Source organism: Vibrio chagasii (genome assembly GCF_024347355.1).
Classification (GTDB): Bacteria; Pseudomonadota; Gammaproteobacteria; order Enterobacterales; family Vibrionaceae; genus Vibrio; species Vibrio chagasii.
Window position 1 is genome coordinate 1,590,409 of record NZ_AP025465.1, and the last position, 20,510, is coordinate 1,610,918.

Consider the following 20,510-nt stretch of genomic DNA (forward strand, 5'->3'; position numbering starts at 1 on the left):
GTATGAAGATTTTAAGCCTAGAATTTGAAAACCTTAACTCTTTGAAAGGGCGTTGGAAGCTCGATTTCACCCAATCACCGTTTGCAGAAAACGGCCTGTTTGCAATCACGGGCCCAACAGGTGCGGGTAAAACGACTATTCTGGATGCAATTTGTTTAGCGCTATTCCACCGCACGCCTCGTTTGAAAAGCATAGCTAAAGGCAATAACGAGCTGATGACTCGCGGTACAGGTGAGTGTTTCGCTGAACTTGAATTTGAAGTACAGGGCAAAATTTACCGTTCTAACTTCCACCAAAAGCGAGCTCGCGGCAAGCACGATGGTGCACTGCAAACACCAACATGTGAATTTGCTGATGCAGATACCGACAAAGTCTTAGAGACCATGCTAACCAAGAAGACTAAGTTGGTTGAGCAGGTGACTGGTTTGGACTTCTCTCGCTTTACTAAGTCGATCATGCTGTCTCAAGGCGAATTTGCCGCCTTCTTAAATGCCAACGCAAATGACCGAGCCGAGCTTCTAGAAGAGTTAACCGGTACCGAGGTCTACAGCCTAATATCAGAGCGTATTTATGATCACTTTAAGTCGAGTGAACAATCACTCAACCACCTGAAAGCGAAAGCTGAGGGTGTGAGTTTACTGTCTGATGAGCAGATTCAAGAGCTGACAACAGAGCGTGACACCTTAGAAATTGAACAGAAACGTTTAGCTGAACAATTAAAAGAGTGGCAAGCTCACCTTAGCTGGTGGAAAGACGTCACCAAAGCGCAGCATACTATTGCGACCAGTGAACAGGATTTAAAAACAGCGCAAGGTGATTTAGAGCAAAACCAATCATCCTTGGTTCGTTTGGCAAACAGCGAACCTGCTGAGAAATTGCGACCGTTGCACAAAGACCTAAAACGCTGCGAGCATGAGCTCAATCTTACGAAAATTAACCTAGATAACAGTACTAAGTTGCTCACAGTGCGGGAGGCCGAGAAGTTAGACGCCCAAGCCAAGCTGACTCAAAGTAGCGAATCGGTTGAAAAAGTGAAAGCCGAGCAACAGGATCAAGAAAAGATCATTGAGCAAGTCCGCCCACTGGACAACCAAATATCGGTACTCAAAGACAAGCAAACCTCGGCGGTTAACGCCGCAAATACGTTGAATGAACAACACGCACAGCAACGTAATCAACAGCTTATGTTGGTGCAACAGATTGACGAGTTGAAACAGCAAGAAAAGCTAAGTGCTGGCTATCTAGAGGCGCATCAGGCGGACCAACACCTCGAAAAGCACTTAGGTCAGTGGCAAGCCAAAGTTGAGCAAGTGCGTACGTTAGAATCTCAGCATTCGCAACAACTCAACCTAGCGAAGCAAACCTATACGGCGCTAGAAGCTCAACAAGCTGTGATTAAAAACGCACAGCAAACCAAAGCATCGCAAGATCAAGCTCTGGCTGAATTGGTGCTGGCCGAGAACAATACCAAGCAGCAATGGGAAGCGCTAAACGCGAACACCAGTGAAACAGTATTACTTGCTCAAAAAGAGTTGTTGGAGCTTTGGAATCGCAACACCCACTCATTGTTTGAAATCAATCGTGACTTTTTAAACGCACAGCAACAGCTCACAGTTAAGACACAAGCCCATCAAACTAACGTTCAGCAAGCTGACAAGCTATCGAAAGAGCGTGAAGTACTGGTAGAAAGATACAAAGAGAAAGAGACATCACTTGAGCGCTTAACCTTGTTAATTGCGCAAGAGGGAGAGTTAGCTAAGTACCGTGCGAAATTGGAATCTGGCTCTGAATGTCCGCTGTGTGGTTCTACTGAACATACGGTTGAGCAGTCACAAGATATTGCGAACTTGATTGCTCAGCAAGAGCGAGAAAAAGATGAGTTAGCGGTCATTAAGAAAGATGGTCAAGAGCATCGCCAACAGTTGGATTCTCTTGCTCCTATGATCACAGCACTAAGCGATCATATTCAACGAGCACAAGCGGATATCCAGCAAGCTCAACTTAATTGGCAATCTGTAATAGGTAAGCTTCAACAGAGTTTGTCTGACTTTCCTAATGTGACGCTGGAGTTAACACTGCTTTCTGTGACTGACTTGGGGAAAGAGATGGCGGTGACGGCTTTCGTAGAGCAATGTGAGCTTCACGTAAATCAAACCCAGCAGCAGCTGAAAGTCTTAGTGGATGCTAAAAACAGCTATGCTGAGGCGGAAAAACAACGTTTATCAGCGAGTGTTACGGCTGATAAAGCGCAAACTAATCTTGTGTTAGCGGAGGAGCGCTTCAACGACCTCAATAAGCAAAACCAAGTCGCGAATGAGCAAGCGGCTCAAACCACGCAAGCCAAAGAGCAACAATGGCACTCACTCAAAGAGAGCATTGTGGAAACCTCAATTGAGGCACCTGAACTTGAGTACATTGATGCTTGGTTTGCTGAAAAACTGCAAGCCTCAAACACATGGCTGCAAACCAAACAGCAACAGTCTGAACTAGAGAAGCGTTTGATTACCGAATGTGCTGAGCAAAAAACACGGGATGACAAGCTAAGCAGTGCGCAGAAAGAACTGGACACGTTAAGCAAAGAAAGCGAATTGCTAACAGCGGAGTTAGCTCGTATTAGCGGTGAAAGAGCACAGTTGTTTGGTGAGCAAGACATTCAAGTCGCAAGTCAAGCAATGAAGCAAAAGGTAACAGATGCAGTCACAACATTTGACGCGGCTCAGCTGGTTCTCAATCGCTGTGAACTGGAACATCGAACCGAACAAACCAAACATACAGGTTTTTCTGATGAGTTAACCGCGAAGCAAACAAGCCTCACGCAAGCGAAGAATGTTTGGTTTGAAGCTTTGCATGCGAGCCCGTTTGAAGAGGAAGTTGATTTTGAAGCGGCACTGCTTGATGAGGAGTTGCGAACTCAATTACAAAACCTTAAGAAGTCTCTGGATGAAGCAATTGTCAGTGCACAAGCAAGGCTGAATACGGCAAAAGCCGCGCAAGTGGAGCTACAAAACCACGAAAATGCGCAAACATGGCAAGAACAAGATCAACAGTTAGTGGAGCAGGCAACGGCTGAGTGCCAAGAAGCTCAGCAAAGTCATGCGAGCAAAATTGGCGCAATTTCTGCCAACCTTGAAACAGACAGTCAGAATCGAAGTAACCAGCAAGATTTGTTTAAGCAGATCTCCGAACAACAAGTCGAGTTTGATGATATTTCTCGTTTGAATTCGCTGATTGGTTCTAAGAACGGTGACAAGTTCCGCAAATTTGCCCAAGGCTTAACACTGGAAAACTTAGTGTATTTAGCAAACAAGCAATTACAGCGTTTGCATGGTCGATATGAATTAAAACGCAAAGCCGACGATGGCTTAGAGCTACAGGTACTAGACACTTGGCAGGGCGACGTAATGCGCGATACCAAAACTCTGTCTGGTGGTGAAAGCTTCCTGGTGAGTTTGGCGTTGGCATTAGCGCTTTCTGATCTTGTTAGTTATAAAACTAGTATTGATTCTCTGTTCTTAGATGAAGGCTTTGGCACGCTTGATAGTGACACGCTAGACATCGCATTGAACGCACTCGATAACTTGAATGCATCAGGCAAAATGATCGGTGTCATTAGCCACGTTGAAGCTTTGAAAGAGCGTGTGCCTGTTCAGTTGAAAGTAACCAAGCACGCAGGCCTTGGCGTTAGCGAGATGGAAAAGCAGTACAAAGTGGTTGCTTAATATCTCGAGATTGGTCGTCTGGCATCAAAAGCCCAGCGTGTTGAGTTGAAATGGTTTCAGCTTCAACAAAAGCAGATCCCCAACTCAGTCGTTCCTCCTTCTTGGGGATGACGGAATGGGGCTCTGATTTGTATACCAGTGCTGGAAGAGATGGTCGGACGATAGAGAGTTCCGACCATTATTTGAAGTTGGGTAAGTTAGCTTGGGTATCACAACTATCACCATTCCCTGTAGCGATGAACGAGCTTAATAGGGCATCTTTTTGTTAGAACTTCAATTGATAGGCCAAAACACAAGGAACATTCATGCACAAAAAGCCGCACCTCCCGACAAAGACATGCCCTGTGTGTCAAAAGCCATTCGCATGGCGCAAGAAGTGGGAGCGCTGTTGGGATGAAGTGGTGTACTGTTCCGAGCGTTGTCGACGTAATAAACCTAAACAGGGTTAGATTTTGTTAGCGCAATCTTCGTTATTTTCTACAGCGAGGGTCGTATATGGACTCCCCTAGTATTGCAAGGAAACGAGTAAAGGTATGCAATTGCACGTATATTCGGTTTCTTTATGGGGAGCTACCCCGAACCTCTATGGCTTAATCCACTCAGCAAAAGTTCTTATCGAGCGTGTGGTGTATTATCACCTTCGTCCCTCTCAGAGTTTCTTTTGCTTGCTATGCTTACTCTTTACCATAATTTACTTGCTTACATGGGGGGATTGATGTCTCCCTTAACCTTATAAAATCAACTGTTAAGCGATTAACGTCTCATTATAAGATTGATTGCTTTTCAGCATGGCACAAGCCATTCTGATCGTTTTGTTCGCAAGGGCGACAACCACTTGGTTAAACGACTTTCTTTCTAATAAGTTTCGTATCCAGCAACTTAAGCGATCTTCTTTATCTCGGATATTCGCTACCACCGCTCTTGCTCCATGAACGACAAGAGAGCGTAAGGTTTTATCACCTGATTTACTTATTCCGTGGTTTTTGTTCTTACCACCACTGCCAGTATGAGCCGGAACTAAACCTAAGCTCGCACTAGCTCCTCGACCATTTCTATAGGCCGAAGCGTCACCCAGACGGGAAAAAATGGCACTTGCAATCACCCAACGTACACCTCGTAAAGTGATTAATAACTGGCAAGCGGGTATTTGCTTTGCAAAGTCTATAAGTTGCGATTCAACTCTCTCGATAGGCTCATCAAGATTTAGTAGCTGAGCATGTAATTCTCGGAGAACGAATCGAGTTGTCGGTGTTAATTCATTCTCCATATCTTCGATAACGAAAGGGAGTAGTTCTCGCAGTTTATTGGCTCCTTGTGGGAAGGTAATGCCACATTCCGCTGCATAGCCACGGATACGTAGACTTACTGCCGTGCGTTGTTTTATATAGCTTTGTCTTAAACTCAGCAGCATTGCGATATCTTGCTGCTCCGGTGTTTTTACAGGTACAGCATGAATATCGGAGCGTAAGGAAGCTTCGTAAATCGCGATAGCATCATTAGCATCGTTCTTATTACCACTGCGATACGGCTTCACTTTTTGGGGAGGTATCATTTTGACGGTATGACCACGGCTTTGAAACGTTCGTCCCCAATAATGAGATGCTGCACAGGCCTCTATGCAAATGGTTGCGTCAGGGTGTTGGCTGATGACCGTTAGCATTTTCTTTTTAGACATAGCTTGGTTCAACTTACGCTTGCCATGGCGGTTAAATACCGCGACTTGAAAGACGGATTTGGCTAAATCAATCGAGATTGTGTTAAATTTATTCATGGTATGGGCTCCTGTTTTTGGTTCGCACCTGTAACTTTAGCTGACGCTGTCAGTTGAGGTGGGGAGTCCATACCATTGAGCGTGATAGGGAATCTCAGTGATGTTCTGATATTCCCAAACTTGTACTTCTACTTTACCAAGGTAACTGTTCCCCGTTATACGCGTAAAAATGTCCGCTTTGCTCTGGTGTGGCGGTGCGAATAATGTCGACGAGTTGATGTGCCACGTAAGCCGAATCAAATAGCTTACCTTCCGGTACATTTGCTTGAAAGGGTTTCGACAACGCAGTATCGGTCGTCCCTGGGTGCAGCGCTAATATGGTGCCTTTCTTAATGGTGCGACCCCATTCAATCGACATGGTTTTAATGAACATGTTGAGGGCTGCTTTTGATGAACGATAGCTATACCAGCCACCTAATCGATTATCTGTAATACTGCCAACCTTGGCGGAAACCACCGCAAACTTGGGGTTGTCGCTTGCTTTGAGAAGAGGAGTAAAATGCTTAGCGAGCAACAAGCTTGGTAGGGTATTCACAGACATGTTTTTGAGGAAGAACTCTGGGTCGATGGACGAAAGATTCTTTTCAGGCCCAAGTTCTGGAGTATGTAACATCCCAACGCAGTTAATCAGCCAATCGAGTTGTTCAAATTGAGATCGTAATGAGGCAATATCGGATTCTTGAGTCACGTCAACCTGGTGCCAAGTCAGGCGTTTGTCATCAACCTCAGGCTTTTTAGAATGGTAAGTCGCTGCAACACGAATATCGAGAAAATCAAAGCGAGACAGCTCAGAGAGTAGGTGTTTAACTACGGCGAGGCCAATGCCGCCACTACCACCAATAACCAATATATGTAATCTGAGTTGCTCCACCATTATAAGTTCTCCAAATTAGTTAGTCGTTGTTCTGCGGTATCTAGTATCGCTTGCTGTTCTTGTTCATCCATGTTGTCCCAAGAACGATAAAGCATTCCCATGCGAGGGTTTCGGTTTAAGGCATCGCGGTGTTGATCCATAAAGCGCCAATACAAACTGTTGAACGGGCATGAACTTTCACCAGTGCGCTCTTTAATCTTGTAATGACAGCCTTTGCAGTAGTCACTCATGCGATTAATGTACGAACCGCTGGCAGAGTATGGTTTGGTTCCTATGATCCCGCCATCCGCAAACAGTGCCATACCTCGCGTATTTGGCATTTCAACCCATTCAATTGCATCAACGTAAATGCCGAGGTACCAACTGTCGACTTGGTCTGGTGCAATGCCTGTGATTAAGCAAAAGTTGCCCGTTACCATGAGCCTTTGAATATGGTGGGCATAAGCATACTCTAGAGACTGATCAATCGCGTGCTTCATGCAATTCATCTTAGTGTGGCCATCCCAAAAGTAATGCGGCAACGCTCGGTCTGCTGAGTAGTGGTTCTTGGTAGCGTAAGCCGGCATGTTCGCCCAATACACCGCCCGTATGTATTCACGCCAACCCAATATCTGACGAATAAACCCTTCGACCTGTGCTATATCGATAGAGGGCGCACCTTGCTTAGAGGATGCGTGATAAGCTGAAAGAGCTGCATCAATAACTTCGCTAGGGCTAAGAAGCTTGCTGTTTAACGAGAACGAGAGTCGGCTGTGATACAAGCTCCATTTTGAGTCGTGTTCCACGGTCATTGCGTCTTGAAAGTGGCCAAATAGCGGCAGACAAACTTGGCAGAAGTGAGCGAGCAAAGACAAACTTTGCGCTCGATTCACAGGCCAAAGCAATTGGTCGCTAACTTGCCCCATAGTTACTACTTGATGTCGTTCGATGCGCTCTAGGATGGATGAGATATCGTTGGCAAACATCAAGGGTTGTGGCAGGTTTTCGATGTCCTGTTTCTTGAGTTTCTTACGGTTGTTTGCATCATAGTTCCATTTACCGCCGACTGGCTTTCCGTCGTCTAAGAGAATGTCGAAACGCTTCCTCATTCGACGATAGAAGTGCTCCATCATGATGTGTTTATCCTTCGGGAACTGTTCCTCGATTTCGGAAAAAGGAAACATGAAGTGCTCGGAGTCGCAGCTCCCTTTGACAGTGTTAGGTAATTTGAGCTTGTTAAGTTGTTCTAATAGACGATATTCGTCTGGTCTCTGGTATTCAAATTTCTCGGCGTTAAACTCGTTTGTGTAGTGCTGAAGAACGGCGTCGAGATCTTTAAACTGTGCCGTATCATCCAAGGTTAAATGCAACACTTGGTGCCCACGTTGTGTTAGTTCTTCAGCGAAATAACCCATTGCAGAAAAGAACGCCGCCACTTTTTGGATGTGCGAGGCAACATAGTCGGTTTCCTGCTTAAGTTCGGCGATGATGTAGATTACGTCATCACTAACATGATCAAACCAAGAGTGCTCTATATTGAGCTGGTCACCTAAAATTAGGCGTACAGTTTTGTATTTCATATTACGTCCTGATATCGAATTGACGCTGATGTCTCGTCTTCCCGGTGCCACTTGTTGATAAAGGCGTGCTCTGGGTCATACATTTCTGTCTGCTTAACAAGATCGAAATGACGGGATTTAGATTGTGATTGATTGGCTGCATTTTGTTTGTTGGCGTTTTGCGCAGCCTGTGAATTTAAAGCTCCGGCGATATAAGCCCAATTACCCCAATTCGACGCGACATCGTAATCAATGAGTTGGCTTTCGAAGTAGGCGGCGCCGTGGCGCCAATCAATACCGAGCTCATGAATCAAGCAGCTCGCGACCAGCTGTCTGCCTCTGTTAGACATATAACCCGTTGCGTTAAGCTGGCGCATGCAGGCATCAACAATTGGGTAGTTGGTGTTGCCGCTTTTCCACTTGACGAAGCTTGATCCCGAAGTGGTGTCGAGCGAATGTTCATTTGGCAGATCACTAGATTCTCGACCAAACAGCGATGTCCCCAGCGTTAAACACTTCCAGTAGAAATACTCACGCCACAACAACTCAAAATAAATCCAGTAGGTAGAATCGTTCGCGCCACGATGCGCTTCGAAGTGCTTTAAGTGACGGTAAATAGTTTTTGGCGATACACACCCTAATGCTAGCCATGGCGAAAACTTAGTAGAGTTTTCGATGCCATCTAATGCGTTTCGAGTCTGTTTGTAGGTACCAGCATAGTCATTTGAAAAGTAGTTTTCTAAGTGGATTAACCCTGCCGTTTCGCCGCCTACGTAATCACCTGCATCTGAGGCTTCCGATTCAAGTATCGGCTTTCTATAACACTCGGTAGCGGTTTGTGGCGCTGGTGGAAGGGAAGTTATTACACTCTCTTCTATCTCAATCTCTAAATATTCAACTTGAAGACGGAACTTAGTGAACGAACGAGGTAGCTTAGTAAGTTCGAAGGGGAACGCATCACTCTCAAACAAAGTCGTGTGATGTTGTTGAGAGATGAATAAACCAGGGCACTGCGTTAGCGTATCAATTACTAACTGTCGCTCGTCATGGGCACAATGCGAACTGGCAAAAAAGTGTGTCACTTGCTGAGATTTGACGAGTTGAACTAAGTCCTCACTCGTATTTCGCTCTAACACAAAAAGGCGTTGTCCAAGACGCGCCAAACTCAAGGCTAAATCATCTATAGCTTGCTTAATGAAGAGGTGACGATGCGCCCCGTTTTCCTGTTCTTGTGAAAGTCGAACAGAGTAGGTAGAAAGCCTTGGTTCGACCGCGACGCATAGTAGCTCATCGACGAGCTGAGACGCCCGGTGCAGTAGTGTGTTGTCGTTTATTCTTAAGTCATTTGTAAAAAGATAGAGACCAATCTTTTTCATGATTACACTCGTGAATTGTTAATTATTAGACGCTTACGAGTTGATACGCTAACAAGATCACAAATGATGTAGGGAAATCGGTAGTACGTAGCCAGCGAAAAAGGGACGAGTACAGAAGGGTATTCGGCCAACCGAAATATGCCAACCAATAATACCGATAGAGGTTGGCAATGCTGAACGTTTTAACCGTTTAACAGAAAGCTGCTATTCCATCGGAACGACCAAGATATCAATCGGAGAGGTGTCGATTATCTGTTTCGAGTGGGAGATAAGCTTATGCCAAAAATCATGGTGATGGCCGCACATTAATAGGTCAACGTTATTTTCTGAGATCGTGTTCTTGAGCTTATCGTTCAAATCGCCCGTACCTACAAAAATATGCTTAATAGGGTGCTTTGCGTAAGCCTCGAACTCCTTCAAGTGGTTAACGGCATCTTGATTGATGGGTAAATCCCCGTCATTTGCTTGAATATCAACTAGCTCGGGGTAGATTTCTCCATGCGTACCATCGATGTAGACAAACGAAATACCCGCATCGAGTTTATCCGCGAAGAAAGTCGCTCTATCAATCAGTACTTTGGTGTCGTCAGACAATTCAACGGCGACTAGAATATGTCGGTATTCCATAATTTAAGCCCTTTGTTGTGGGTTATGTAACAAGCATAGTTTTTGTTGGCGCAAATGATATCGAAGAGGTCTCATATTAAGGAAAATCATCATTCAAAGATCTTATAAAGGCTATCCTGTATATAGCGCTTTGATTGATAAGAAATTTACAAAAGGTTGATATAGTGGATGAGGCGCTAGCTTATGCTGTTATATAGGCTTGAAAGATCAATGCGCCACCAATGAAGAGGCATCAATGACAGCATTACTCACCATTCCCACCCGAACACTTGGCTTTGATTACGATATCGAGATTCGTGATTGGTCACAAAAATTGGTTGGCTTCCATGTGTTTGAAGACGGACGACGTCCACTCGATGGTGGTATTGGGTTAAGCCTTAATCTCATAGAGCAATTTGATGTTAACGGGCAATGGTTAGAAACTCTGCCTGCACGTTACCGTGAAATCACAGACAACTTTCCAGAATACCAGTACCAAATGTTGTGGTTGGCGGCGAACACTTATGAAGCGGCACAACTGTTGGAATTACGGCCAGTGATCTTGGCGCTGATTTGCATGAAATACAGTGTTGATAACCAGAAAGCTCTGGAGCTGAGTCGTTTAGGGCAAAAGAAGATCCTGGCTAAGCTTGGTTTAGACAGCAGCAAAGCGACGCTAAAATTTATCGATAAGCTTGAGCTGAACTACAACGTTGGCGATGAACTCGACCATATCGTGCGAATTCTAGAGCCCCTGCAAAGAGGTGTTCTTAAATTTAAGCACTACTCAAAGGTTGGCTACACGGCACTGCGTTTGGACCAGGTACACCCATTTTTAACTGGCAGTCGATTGGGCATTGCAATGGTTGAAGAGGGTAGACTCAACTCTCCGTCGAAGATGGCCATGTTCCAAGATGCGATATTGTTAGGGCAGGATTTAGAAATTGATGATCCTTTACGTTCAATAACCAGTCAGAACTCGTTCGCAATGTTCGAACAACTCCACGACCATTGGACTGAGCAGCGTCAAATGCGACGTTTAGAAGGCAGTCGCCCTATGGACATTGATATCCCTTATCCGGTCCCTTTGCTTGGGAATGAAAACATTCACCCAATTACGGATTACTTTGATCTTGAGAAAGAGGGCATCGAACAAAAGCACTGTATTGGCGTGTATCATAATCGCATTATGAGTGACCGCTATGTTGTGTTTCGAATGATGAAACCTCAGCGCCTAACCATAGGTTTACGTCGTGTTCCAAATAAAGCGTTTCCGTTTGAGATTGACCAAATCTGTGGAAAAAGAAACGCGCCACCGACTGAGGCAGCTCGCCAAGTGATTCACGATTGGTTGGAAGAGAGCAAGCAAACGTACCCTAATCAAAAGTGGGTAAAATAGACTGGGTAAAGTAGAAGGGAAGCTATATGTATCAACAAGGCGATTTATGCCCACACTGTGGTTTGATTATTGCGATGCCCACGGACTTACAAGCGGAATGCTTAGGTTGTGGAGAAGAGATTAATCAAGACGCAGACTATGATCATTATGAGGAAGAAGAGTAGCGTAATACTGATTTTGAGTGAGTTGTTTCACTCAGTGGATCTCATTTATATCGTTCGTATTGAAAAAGGAAGTTTAAATGCAAAAAGTCGTTTTTAGACAATGTGTCCAGCACTCTCCACATTGGCAAGATCTCGAACGTCTTTTTCAAAGTGAATGGGCGAACTTTGAGTTTAAATCAGCCTATCCGGAACAATCGGTCCCAACCAATGCTCATCTTCCGCCAGTTATTGTGGTCATTCGCGAAAATGTTGTTATCGGTGGTTTAGCGTACTCCCATTTTCAAGAACCTCATCAAGTAAGGGATGTCGTCTGGATTAACGCTGTTTATGTTGATGAGAAATGGCGAGGCCAAGGCATTGCGAGTGAATTGATTAAGCGAGCGGTTGAACAAATGCCAGCCTTCTACCAATCTAAAACCGCAGAACACTCTGCGTCTAAGCTTTACGCCTATACAAATATACCGTCCTTGTATCTATCTCTCGGTTGGTCGAGCGTCAATATTGATACCGACCCAGACCATCATGTGATGTGCGTTTCTTTTTGAGTGAAGGTATCGGCTTAAGATGTTAAAAGTGTTTAGTTTTATGTAAGAAATAGGGCAAATATCGCCAATAAATCAAACAACTAGACGCTGATTAAAGCTATCAATACGATTTATTACGGCAGTTGTTGAGCACAAAGCCTATATTGACTAGAATGACGCACTTTTTTTATTTACGTACATACAGGTAATGAACATGAGCGATACTAATTCAAGACCAGCTTTACCAGATCATCTTGCAGGCAACCCACGCAGCCCACACCACGTGGCTGAGTGTTTCGAATACCCAATCGGTATCCGTCTAAATGGTAAAGAGCGTACTGATGTTGAAGAATACTGCATCAGCGAAGGTTGGGTGAAGATTCCTTCTCCTAAAGCACTTGATCGCTTCGGTCAGCCAATGCTTATTACTCTTAAAGGCACTGTAGAAGCTTACTACATCGAAGAATAATAGATGGTTGTAGCTGAAATCAGCTGCGGAATACTGTTTATAGAAGGGTCTAGAGAAATCTAGGCCCTTTTTGTCTTTGTACCGTCCTAAATATGCTTTCGAGAAATAGAAAGTTGTCTTGTCGCCATCGTAAAACGCAGTATTCAATATGCCGCAAGGACAATAATACGACGTACTGTGCTTGCTTAACGCTCGATTGCTCACTTCTGGCTAGTGCTTGCTCGATTTACAATTGGTTGAATAGTAAACGAATCGTCAAAAATATGAAGCGTGATCTAATTAAATGAAACTAATTTGCTGTATTTAAACAATTTTATTGTTAATAGCTATATGCATCACAGAAATTATCCCTGAAGCACATACAATCCCTCTTGTTTTCGAATGAGCGTATATTTTTTCGTTCGAGCATTTTATATTTCCTTCGCCCAATAATATGAGGTTCCTATGTTTGGAATATTCAAACCTATGGCGCATATCGATCGCTTGTCATCAGATAAGATCGATAGCACTTACACACGATTACGATGGCAACTGTTCATCGGTATTTTTGTTGGCTATGCGGGTTACTACCTAGTCCGTAAAAACTTCAGTTTGGCAATGCCTTACTTGATTGAACAGGGTTTCAGCCGTGGTGAGCTGGGTGTGGCATTAGCAGCCGTATCTATTGCTTACGGTTTATCTAAATTCTTAATGGGTAGCGTTTCTGACCGTTCTAACCCTCGTTATTTCCTCAGTGGTGGCTTGTTAATGTCGGCACTGGTTATGTTCTGCTTTGGTTTCATGCCTTGGGCAACCGGCAGCATCACCGCAATGTTTATTCTTCTATTCTTAAACGGTTGGTTCCAAGGTATGGGTTGGCCAGCGTGTGGGCGAACCATGGTGCACTGGTGGTCACGTAAAGAGCGTGGTGAGATCGTGTCGGTATGGAACGTGGCTCACAACGTGGGTGGTGGCTTGATTGGTCCAATGTTCTTATTGGGTCTGTGGGCTTTTAACGACGATTGGCGAACCGCTTTTTATGTTCCTGCATTTTTTGCCACTCTCGTTGCTATTTTCATTTGGTTCACAGTAAGAGATACCCCTCAATCTTGTGGTCTACCGCCGATTGAAGAGCACAAAAACGACTACCCAGATGACTACGACAAATCTCACGAAACTGAGATGACAGCGAAAGAGATCTTCTTTAAGTACGTATTCAATAACAAACTGTTGTGGTCTATCGCGATTGCAAACGCGTTCGTTTACCTAATTCGTTATGGCGTACTGGACTGGGCTCCTGTTTACCTAAAAGAAGCGAAAGACTTCTCTGTAGATAAATCTTCTTGGGCTTACTTCTTGTATGAGTGGGCAGGTATTCCTGGCACGCTATTGTGTGGTTGGATTTCAGATAAGCTATTCAAGGGCCGCCGTGCTCCAGCAGGTATCTTGTTCATGGTATTGGTGACTATCGCCGTTCTAGTTTACTGGTTTAACCCGGCAGGTAACCCAACTATTGATATGCTGGCACTGATTGCGATTGGTTTCCTAATCTATGGCCCAGTAATGCTAATTGGTCTATACGCACTTGAACTTGCACCTAAGAAAGCTGCGGGTACAGCGGCAGGTCTAACAGGTCTATTTGGTTACTTAGGTGGCGCAGTTGCAGCAAACGCAGTGCTTGGCTTCATGGTTGACCATTACGGATGGGATGGTGGTTTCACTATCTTGGTGGGTGCTTGTGTTGCTTCAATCATCTGTCTGCTGTACGCGTTTGTCGGTGAGCGTAAGCACCATGAAGAGAAAAGCCTTGAGCGAGAGAAAGAGGCAATAGCTTAATCATTCTTTAACTCAACAGCATCATACTAATAATTAAACGAGGCAGGGATAACCTGCCTCTATTATATCAAGGAATAGAACAATGAAAACAACGTCACTGTCCCTGACTCTATTGGCTCTAAGCTTATCGGCTAACGCCTTTGCCGATCCTTTGGTTATTGCTCACCGAGGCGCATCGGGTTATTTACCTGAACACACTCTGCCTGCTAAGGCTCTTGCTTATGCAATGAAGCCGGACTACATCGAACAAGATGTTGTGATGACCAAAGACGACCAACTTGTCGTACTTCACGATCATTATCTAGATCGCGTTACCGATGTTGCTGAGCGCTTTCCTGACCGTGCGCGTGAAGATGGGCGCTTCTACGCGATAGACTTTACGCTCGCTGAGATTAAATCATTAAGAGTGACAGAAGGCTTTAAGCTCGATGAGCAAGGGAACAAAGTCGCAGGTTACCCAACACGCTTCCCAATGTGGCAGTCTGATTTCCGAGTACCAACGTTTGCAGAAGAAATCGAAATGATCCAAGGCTTGAATAAGACCCTTGGTTATGACGTTGGTATCTACCCAGAAATCAAAGCACCTTGGTTCCACCGTCATGAAGGGAAAGACATTTCTAAAGCGGTACTGGCTACCTTGCATCAATATGGTTACCTATCTAAAGACGATAAGGTCTACTTGCAGTGTTTCGATGCGAACGAACTAAAACGTATAAACGACGAACTCATGCCTGCGATGGAAATGGACCTCAAGCTGGTTCAGCTAATGGCTTATACGGACTGGAATGAAACCATGACTTACAAAGGCGATGTAGCAACACCTTATAGTTACGATTGGATGTTCGAGAAAGGCGGTATGGCAAAAGTGGCGACTTATGCTGACGGTATTGGCCCTTGGAAACCTATGCTGGTGGACGATGCATCAACCAAAGACAACATCATCATAAAGCCGTTGATGAAATCAGCGAAAGACGCAGGCTTAGATGTTCACCCATACACATTCCGAGTTGATCCAGGCCGAATTCCAGGTTATGTCGATAACTTCGATGGGATGTTGGATGTGTTTTATAACCAAGTGAAAGTCGACGGTGTGTTTACCGACTTCCCAGATAAAGCGGTAGACTTCTTAAACCGTTAATTGGTTAATCCAAAACAAAATACAAAGAGTTAAAAGCACTGCCTGAAGGTGTTTTTAGCTCTTTTTTTGGTCTAACAATCTCGCATTAAATCTACTATCTCAACACACTTTCATTATTACTTGGTTTACACCGTTTGTACTCCTTGATAGGTTACGCGCAATGCAGTCAGTTGCTCAATATGTAGCGCTTCTGGCTGAAGCGAATATTGAAAATGGACACATCATGGAAGAAAGAAGCAAAGCCTATCTAGATAGTTATCTCAATTCACTGCCGGCTGAAGTTGCCAAAAAATACACCTCATTCAGTGCCGACTATTACTGTGCGGATGAATACAACGCCAATCTATGCGCGCAGCTGATACTGAAAGGTGAAAAACAAGCCTCATGCAGCATGGAATATTGGTATAGCCATGAAGGCGAAACCATGCCCGTTGTTGGACATTTACAGGTGGTCACTGATTGGCACGGTGAGCCTGTCTGTATTGTTGAACTTACCTCGGTGTCATTGTGCCGATATAACCAGGTGACGGCTGAGTTTGCTGCCGCTGAAGGCGAGGGTGACAAAACGTTGGAATGGTGGCGAGAAGCCCACTGGAACTTTTTTTCTCGTGAGTGTGAAGAATTAAAGATCACACCAAGTGAAGACATGATGTTGGTGCTTGAGCGTTTCAAAGTCGTCCATCAATAATTGGTTTGATCTATACAGAGTGTCACAAGTTAAATGAATCTTGACCCGTGGCATTAAAAGCTCAAAAACGGCAAAGCAATTGAACAAGGAGTGTGTAGTGAAAATTGCGATATTGGATGATTATCAAAATGCAGTAAAAAGCCTCGAGTGTTATCGTAAGTTAGAACAACATGACGTCACCGTGTTCACCGAGACCTATCCAGAAAATGAACTAGTGTTGAAGCTGTACGACTTTGAGGCGCTTGTGCTCATTCGCGAGCGTACCGAAATCACGGAGTCGCTGCTATCTAAACTGCCAAATCTAAAAGTGATCAGCCAAACCGGAAAAGTCAGTAATCACATCGATCCACAACTGTGTGAACGTTTCGGTGTGAAAGTGCTAGAAGGACGAGGTTCACCTGTCGCGCCCTCTGAGCTCTGTTGGGCATTGATTATGGCGGCATCTCGTCACATTCCTACTTACGCTTCAAACCTTAAACATAACCAATGGCAAGATTCAGGCGTACTTGGTTTAGGTAGAACGCTGAGGGGCTTAAAGCTTGGCATTTGGGGCTATGGAAAAATCGGGCGCTGCATCGCGCAATACGCCAAAGCGTTCGGGATGGATGTCATGGTGTGGGGTAGCCAGAATTCGCGAGACCAAGCACATGCCGATGGTTTTGAGGTGGCAGCAACCAAGCCGGCATTTTTCGAGAGTGTTGACTTACTCTCATTACACCTTCGTTTAAACAGTGTTACTAAAGGCTGTGTTACTGCCAGTGACCTCAGCGTAATGAAACCTGACTCGCTATTCGTGAATATCAGCCGAGCGGAGTTAGTCGAACCAGAAGCCTTGCTTAACGAACTCACTAAGGTACCAAGCAAAAGAGCAGCAATAGATGTGTTTGATATTGAACCTGCGACACCAGATAACGAACCTCTGCTATCTCTACCAAATGTGACTGCAACGCCGCATTTGGGCTACGTTGAACAAAATAGTTACGAACTCTACTTTGATATCGCTTTTGATAACATTCTGTCCTATCAAAAAGGTGGTATATAGAGCTAGAATCTGCCCAAGGAAAAAAAAGGTAGAGAAAGTATGAGCTTAACAATCAGACAAGTTACAGTAGATGATGCTCAGGGTATTATCGATGTATTAAACCCAATCATCATCGAAGGGCGTTATACCATCTTAGATCAGACGTTTACGTTGGATGAAGAGAAAGGTTTTATTGAGTCGTTTCCCGAACGTGGCGTGTTCAGTGTTGCTGTTAATCAAACGACTAATCAATTGCTTGGTTTTCAAAACGTAGAACCGTTTGCCTCTTATACGAAAGCCTTTGATCATGTCGGTATTATTGGGACTTATGTTGACGAAAACAGCCGTGGGCAAGGCGTCGCAAAACAGTTATTTGAACATACGTTCGAAGTCGCAAAAACCAAAGGCTACGAAAAGCTTTTTGCTTATGTTCTAGCTGGTAACGAACGCGCATTAGCGGTTTACCTTAAACAGGGCTTTGAAACTGTCGGAATAGCAAAGAAACACGCCAAGATTGGCGGCCAGTACTATGATGAGATTCTTATCGAGAAGTTCTTATAAGTACGGTGAAATATTCGCTACATCATCGATGCAGGAGGCATGATGACCAAAGCTACAAAATCAACGGCTCAAATCAAGCTGACCAAAACCGTCTTATTTGATTGGGGCAACACCTTAATGATCGACTTCCCAGATGCACAAGGGAAAATGTGTGACTGGGAAACTGTACAAGAAGTGAGTGGGGCACAAGCCTTACTCGCTCAATTGTCGAAGCATCACAACATCTATGTTGCCACCAATGCGGCCGATTCTAGTAAAACTGACATAATCCACGCGTTTGAGCGAGTTGGCTTGTCCCAATACATTGATGGCTACTTCTGTAAGGCGAGTATTGGCTTATCTAAATACGAACCGGGCTTTTATCCTGCGATCATCTCGCAACTCGGGATAAAGCCACAAGAGATCACCATGATTGGCGATACCCTAGAAAAAGATATTTACCCTGCGCTTGAAGCTGGCCTACAGGCTGTTTGGCTGAATACCGAAGGCGCCATTACAGATACAAACTTACCTATCGTTGAGGTTCAAAACCTGACCGAACTACTGGAGTTATACAATGGATGATCATTCAGAGATTTGGCGCCAGTATTATCAAAAAGCCTTAGATAAGCCTCATTCAAAAAGAACAGAATTCGCTATGAAGCTTAACGAGTCACGCTTAAACGTTGCGATCGACTGTGGCTGTGGTACAGGAAGTGACATTGCGTTTTTAGAGCAACAAGGTTATCAAGTTTATGGTTTCGACGTTAATCCTGACTCAATATCGATATGTAGAGACAGGTTCGGTCAAAAAGCTTGGGTCGAGATATCTCAAAGCGCATTTGAAGATTATGATTATCCCAAAGCCGGGCTAGTGACCGCTAATTCCAGTCTATTTTTTGCAGAGCCGAATCAGTTTGATGAAACGTGGCAACGAATCATCAATAACATTGAAATCGGTGGTGTATTCGCAGGTGATTTCATGGGGGTAGATGATAGTTGGGCTTATGGTTATCGAACCTCTACAACGCCTCTCACAAAGGCAAAAGTACTGAGTCTATTTGATGCGTTCGAAGTTATCCGTTTTCACGAGCGAGACGAACAAGCGCTTACATCATTAGGCAAGATGAAGCATTGGCATACTTACTCTGTTGTGGCGATTAAGCGACGTCCAACCTAGTAACGTTCAACTAAAATTTTCTGTGCGTTCATTTTGAAAGCAACTTCTCATTTGTTGTCTAATTAATACTCTAAGCTAAGCCTATATTTCTAATAGAGGGGCAAGGTTATGAGTATCGAACGTCATGGAATATCGGTTGGAATTGAGCGTGTTAGCGGCGAAACCATCATCGTGTTCAAAGCGAAAGGGAAATTAACGCACGACGACTATCAAGCAATGATTCCCATCTTAAAAACCACCATAAAAGAGATCGATTCGTCCACACTGAAGATGCTTGTCGATATCTCCACATTAACGGGCTGGGAACTGCGCGCCGCGTGGGATGATTTCAAACTCGGGCTAGAACTCAACTCCAAGATAGACAAAATCGCTATTTGTGGTGATCAAAGCTGGCAAGAACTGGCATCTAAAGTGGGAAGCTGGTTTGTGTCTGGTGACATCAAGTCATTCGAAGATCACGACTCTGCGATAGAGTGGCTTGTTGATTAGTTTCGTCACATCATTATTTCAAATGACAGCCATTGGTAAGCTTTAACCTTTAACGAACCGCATTGATGGCTGTCATTCATCGACTCCCAATATCATTTTTTATGTAATTCAATAGAATATGCTGACTGCTGTAGGTAACATGCCGCCCATGCGATATCGTCGCTTTAATTAGAATAAGAAGCACAATAACAAGGTCTAAGAACATGAATAAGGTAATTGATAAGCTCGCTTGGGTATTCATTCAAGATGGCAAGCTGTTAATGGTGAGATCAAAAGGTAAAGAACGGTTTTACTTACCGGGTGGAAAACGTGAAGCGGGTGAAAGTGATGAGCAAGCATTGCTTCGTGAAATCAAAGAAGAGATTTCAGTCGATTTAGTGCCTGATTCACTCAAATACGTTGAGACGTTTACTGGCCAGGCTGATGGCAAAGCGGAAGGTATTTCAGTGCAATTGACTTGTTACGTTGCAGACTACACGGGCGAATTATCACCAGACGCTGAAATCGAAGAGCTTAAGTTTGTCGATGGCAATGACAGAGAAGTATGTTCATTGGCGGCACTGGTTGCGCTAGATTGGTTAGAAGAGAATCAGTACTTGTCTTAACGACTAGGTAAAATCCTTAAAAGATCACAATTATGAAAAGCTTGAAGGGCGACTTCCTTTCATTAAAAGGTCGAGTCTTCTTTGAGCTTTTTTCGTATCTTGCAGATCCACCACTTCAATCATCTCACACTCATCCCTCACCATTTCATTGATTAGGCTAGGGTAGTGTCGGCAATCTTCTGGGCGGTCTAAGTAAATACTGCAGGTGTATTTTGCTTGAGCATTTGTGTCTTTATTGGGGACGAGTTCTAGAAACGGGCAACGAGTTAAACGCTCACCAGAATGAGGATCAAACCAAATCTCACCACCACGAACATATTCAAAGATGTCTGGGTTGAACAGTTCCCACAAGTCAATCTCTTCTTGAGTCGCGGCGAGGTCGCCATCTCCATATTTGATGCAGCATTTTCCGCATTGATTACAATCTTTCATTCTTGGCTTCTTAGTTAGCTAACTCTTGTAATGTTATCACTGATACGCGTGGCACGTTGATTTTGTTGTCCAGAGCTTAGAAATAGCGCGAGGCGCAAACAACCATTGGCAAAGTGAACCGACGCACTGCCATAAACAGTGATACAATTTGGCTTCATAAGT

At 44.3% G+C, this 20,510-nt stretch carries 21 protein-coding genes; 15 read left to right on the forward strand and 6 right to left on the reverse strand.

What is annotated here, in order from left to right; genetic code table 11:
• Window positions 1-2: 2 nt before the first annotated feature.
• Window positions 3-3,719, forward strand: coding sequence for an SbcC/MukB-like Walker B domain-containing protein (locus OCV52_RS07325; RefSeq protein WP_137408905.1), 3,717 nt, complete (start codon window positions 3-5; stop codon window positions 3,717-3,719).
• A gap of 305 nt (window positions 3,720-4,024) precedes the next feature.
• Window positions 4,025-4,168 carry a DUF2256 domain-containing protein gene (locus OCV52_RS07330; protein ID WP_102425723.1) on the forward strand — a complete coding sequence of 48 codons (144 nt, stop codon included), beginning with the start codon at window positions 4,025-4,027 and terminating at the stop codon, window positions 4,166-4,168.
• Window positions 4,169-4,464: 296 nt separating this feature from the next.
• On the opposite strand, the gene OCV52_RS07335 is transcribed toward OCV52_RS07330, so the two are convergent.
• The 5 genes from OCV52_RS07335 to OCV52_RS07355 all read right to left on the reverse strand — a co-directional run bounded on the left by OCV52_RS07335 (window position 4,465) and on the right by OCV52_RS07355 (window position 9,905).
• Window positions 4,465-5,490 (reverse strand): IS110 family RNA-guided transposase, encoded by a 1,026-nt coding sequence (locus OCV52_RS07335; RefSeq protein ID WP_137409202.1) that lies wholly within the window; start codon window positions 5,488-5,490, stop codon window positions 4,465-4,467.
• A gap of 133 nt (window positions 5,491-5,623) precedes the next feature.
• Entirely contained in the window at window positions 5,624-6,364 is a 741-nt protein-coding gene (locus tag OCV52_RS07340; RefSeq protein ID WP_137409039.1) for an SDR family oxidoreductase, read from the reverse strand.
• Window positions 6,364-7,923 (reverse strand): cryptochrome/photolyase family protein, encoded by a 1,560-nt coding sequence (locus OCV52_RS07345; protein WP_137409038.1) that lies wholly within the window; start codon window positions 7,921-7,923, stop codon window positions 6,364-6,366. The genes OCV52_RS07340 and OCV52_RS07345 overlap by 1 nt, the downstream gene beginning before the upstream one ends.
• Window positions 7,920-9,278, reverse strand: coding sequence for a DASH family cryptochrome (locus tag OCV52_RS07350; protein ID WP_137409037.1), 1,359 nt, complete (start codon window positions 9,276-9,278; stop codon window positions 7,920-7,922). Before OCV52_RS07350 ends, OCV52_RS07345 begins: the two co-directional genes overlap by 4 nt.
• 204 nt (window positions 9,279-9,482) lie before the next feature.
• Entirely contained in the window at window positions 9,483-9,905 is a 423-nt protein-coding gene (locus tag OCV52_RS07355) for a universal stress protein (protein WP_105025005.1), read from the reverse strand.
• A 235-nt stretch (window positions 9,906-10,140) separates the two neighbouring features.
• On the opposite strand from OCV52_RS07355, the gene OCV52_RS07360 reads away from it, so the two are divergent.
• The 13 genes from OCV52_RS07360 (at window position 10,141) to OCV52_RS07420 (ending at window position 19,916) form a co-directional block, all read left to right on the forward strand.
• Entirely contained in the window at window positions 10,141-11,283 is a 1,143-nt protein-coding gene (locus tag OCV52_RS07360; RefSeq protein ID WP_137409036.1) for a PcfJ domain-containing protein, read from the forward strand.
• 26 nt (window positions 11,284-11,309) lie between these two features.
• Complete coding sequence (locus OCV52_RS07365; protein WP_008223140.1) at window positions 11,310-11,447, forward strand: hypothetical protein; 138 nt, start codon at window positions 11,310-11,312, stop codon at window positions 11,445-11,447.
• Between the two features lie 77 nt (window positions 11,448-11,524).
• Window positions 11,525-11,992: a GNAT family N-acetyltransferase gene (locus OCV52_RS07370; protein ID WP_137409035.1), complete on the forward strand. Its 468-nt coding sequence runs from the start codon at window positions 11,525-11,527 to the stop codon at window positions 11,990-11,992.
• 193 nt (window positions 11,993-12,185) lie between these two features.
• On the forward strand, window positions 12,186-12,440 hold the full coding sequence (locus tag OCV52_RS07375) for a DUF3297 family protein (RefSeq protein ID WP_004739610.1): 255 nt from the start codon (window positions 12,186-12,188) through the stop codon (window positions 12,438-12,440).
• Window positions 12,441-12,884: 444 nt separating this feature from the next.
• Entirely contained in the window at window positions 12,885-14,255 is a 1,371-nt protein-coding gene (gene glpT, locus OCV52_RS07380; RefSeq protein ID WP_137409034.1) for a glycerol-3-phosphate transporter, read from the forward strand.
• Between the two features lie 82 nt (window positions 14,256-14,337).
• Window positions 14,338-15,393, forward strand: coding sequence for a glycerophosphodiester phosphodiesterase (glpQ, locus tag OCV52_RS07385; RefSeq protein ID WP_137409033.1), 1,056 nt, complete (start codon window positions 14,338-14,340; stop codon window positions 15,391-15,393).
• Between the two features lie 223 nt (window positions 15,394-15,616).
• Window positions 15,617-16,081, forward strand: coding sequence for an ASCH domain-containing protein (locus OCV52_RS07390; protein ID WP_137409041.1), 465 nt, complete (start codon window positions 15,617-15,619; stop codon window positions 16,079-16,081).
• 97 nt (window positions 16,082-16,178) lie between these two features.
• On the forward strand, window positions 16,179-17,123 hold the full coding sequence (locus OCV52_RS07395; RefSeq protein WP_137409032.1) for a D-2-hydroxyacid dehydrogenase family protein: 945 nt from the start codon (window positions 16,179-16,181) through the stop codon (window positions 17,121-17,123).
• Between the two features lie 39 nt (window positions 17,124-17,162).
• Complete coding sequence (locus OCV52_RS07400) at window positions 17,163-17,663, forward strand: GNAT family N-acetyltransferase (RefSeq protein ID WP_137409031.1); 501 nt, start codon at window positions 17,163-17,165, stop codon at window positions 17,661-17,663.
• 42 nt (window positions 17,664-17,705) lie between these two features.
• Window positions 17,706-18,227 carry an HAD family hydrolase gene (locus OCV52_RS07405; protein WP_137409040.1) on the forward strand — a complete coding sequence of 174 codons (522 nt, stop codon included), beginning with the start codon at window positions 17,706-17,708 and terminating at the stop codon, window positions 18,225-18,227.
• The gene (locus tag OCV52_RS07410) at window positions 18,220-18,822 is read left to right on the forward strand and encodes a class I SAM-dependent methyltransferase (protein ID WP_137409030.1); all 603 of its coding nucleotides are present in this window, start codon (window positions 18,220-18,222) and stop codon (window positions 18,820-18,822) included. Before OCV52_RS07405 ends, OCV52_RS07410 begins: the two co-directional genes overlap by 8 nt.
• 108 nt (window positions 18,823-18,930) lie before the next feature.
• The gene (locus OCV52_RS07415) at window positions 18,931-19,311 is read left to right on the forward strand and encodes a SpoIIAA family protein (RefSeq protein WP_137409029.1); all 381 of its coding nucleotides are present in this window, start codon (window positions 18,931-18,933) and stop codon (window positions 19,309-19,311) included.
• Between the two features lie 203 nt (window positions 19,312-19,514).
• Entirely contained in the window at window positions 19,515-19,916 is a 402-nt protein-coding gene (locus tag OCV52_RS07420; protein ID WP_137409028.1) for an NUDIX hydrolase, read from the forward strand.
• A gap of 30 nt (window positions 19,917-19,946) precedes the next feature.
• Here OCV52_RS07420 and OCV52_RS07425 read toward each other — a convergent pair whose 3' ends face one another.
• Window positions 19,947-20,348, reverse strand: a complete 402-nt coding sequence (locus OCV52_RS07425; protein WP_137409027.1) for a YkgJ family cysteine cluster protein — start codon at window positions 20,346-20,348, stop codon at window positions 19,947-19,949.
• Window positions 20,349-20,510 lie beyond the last annotated feature (162 nt).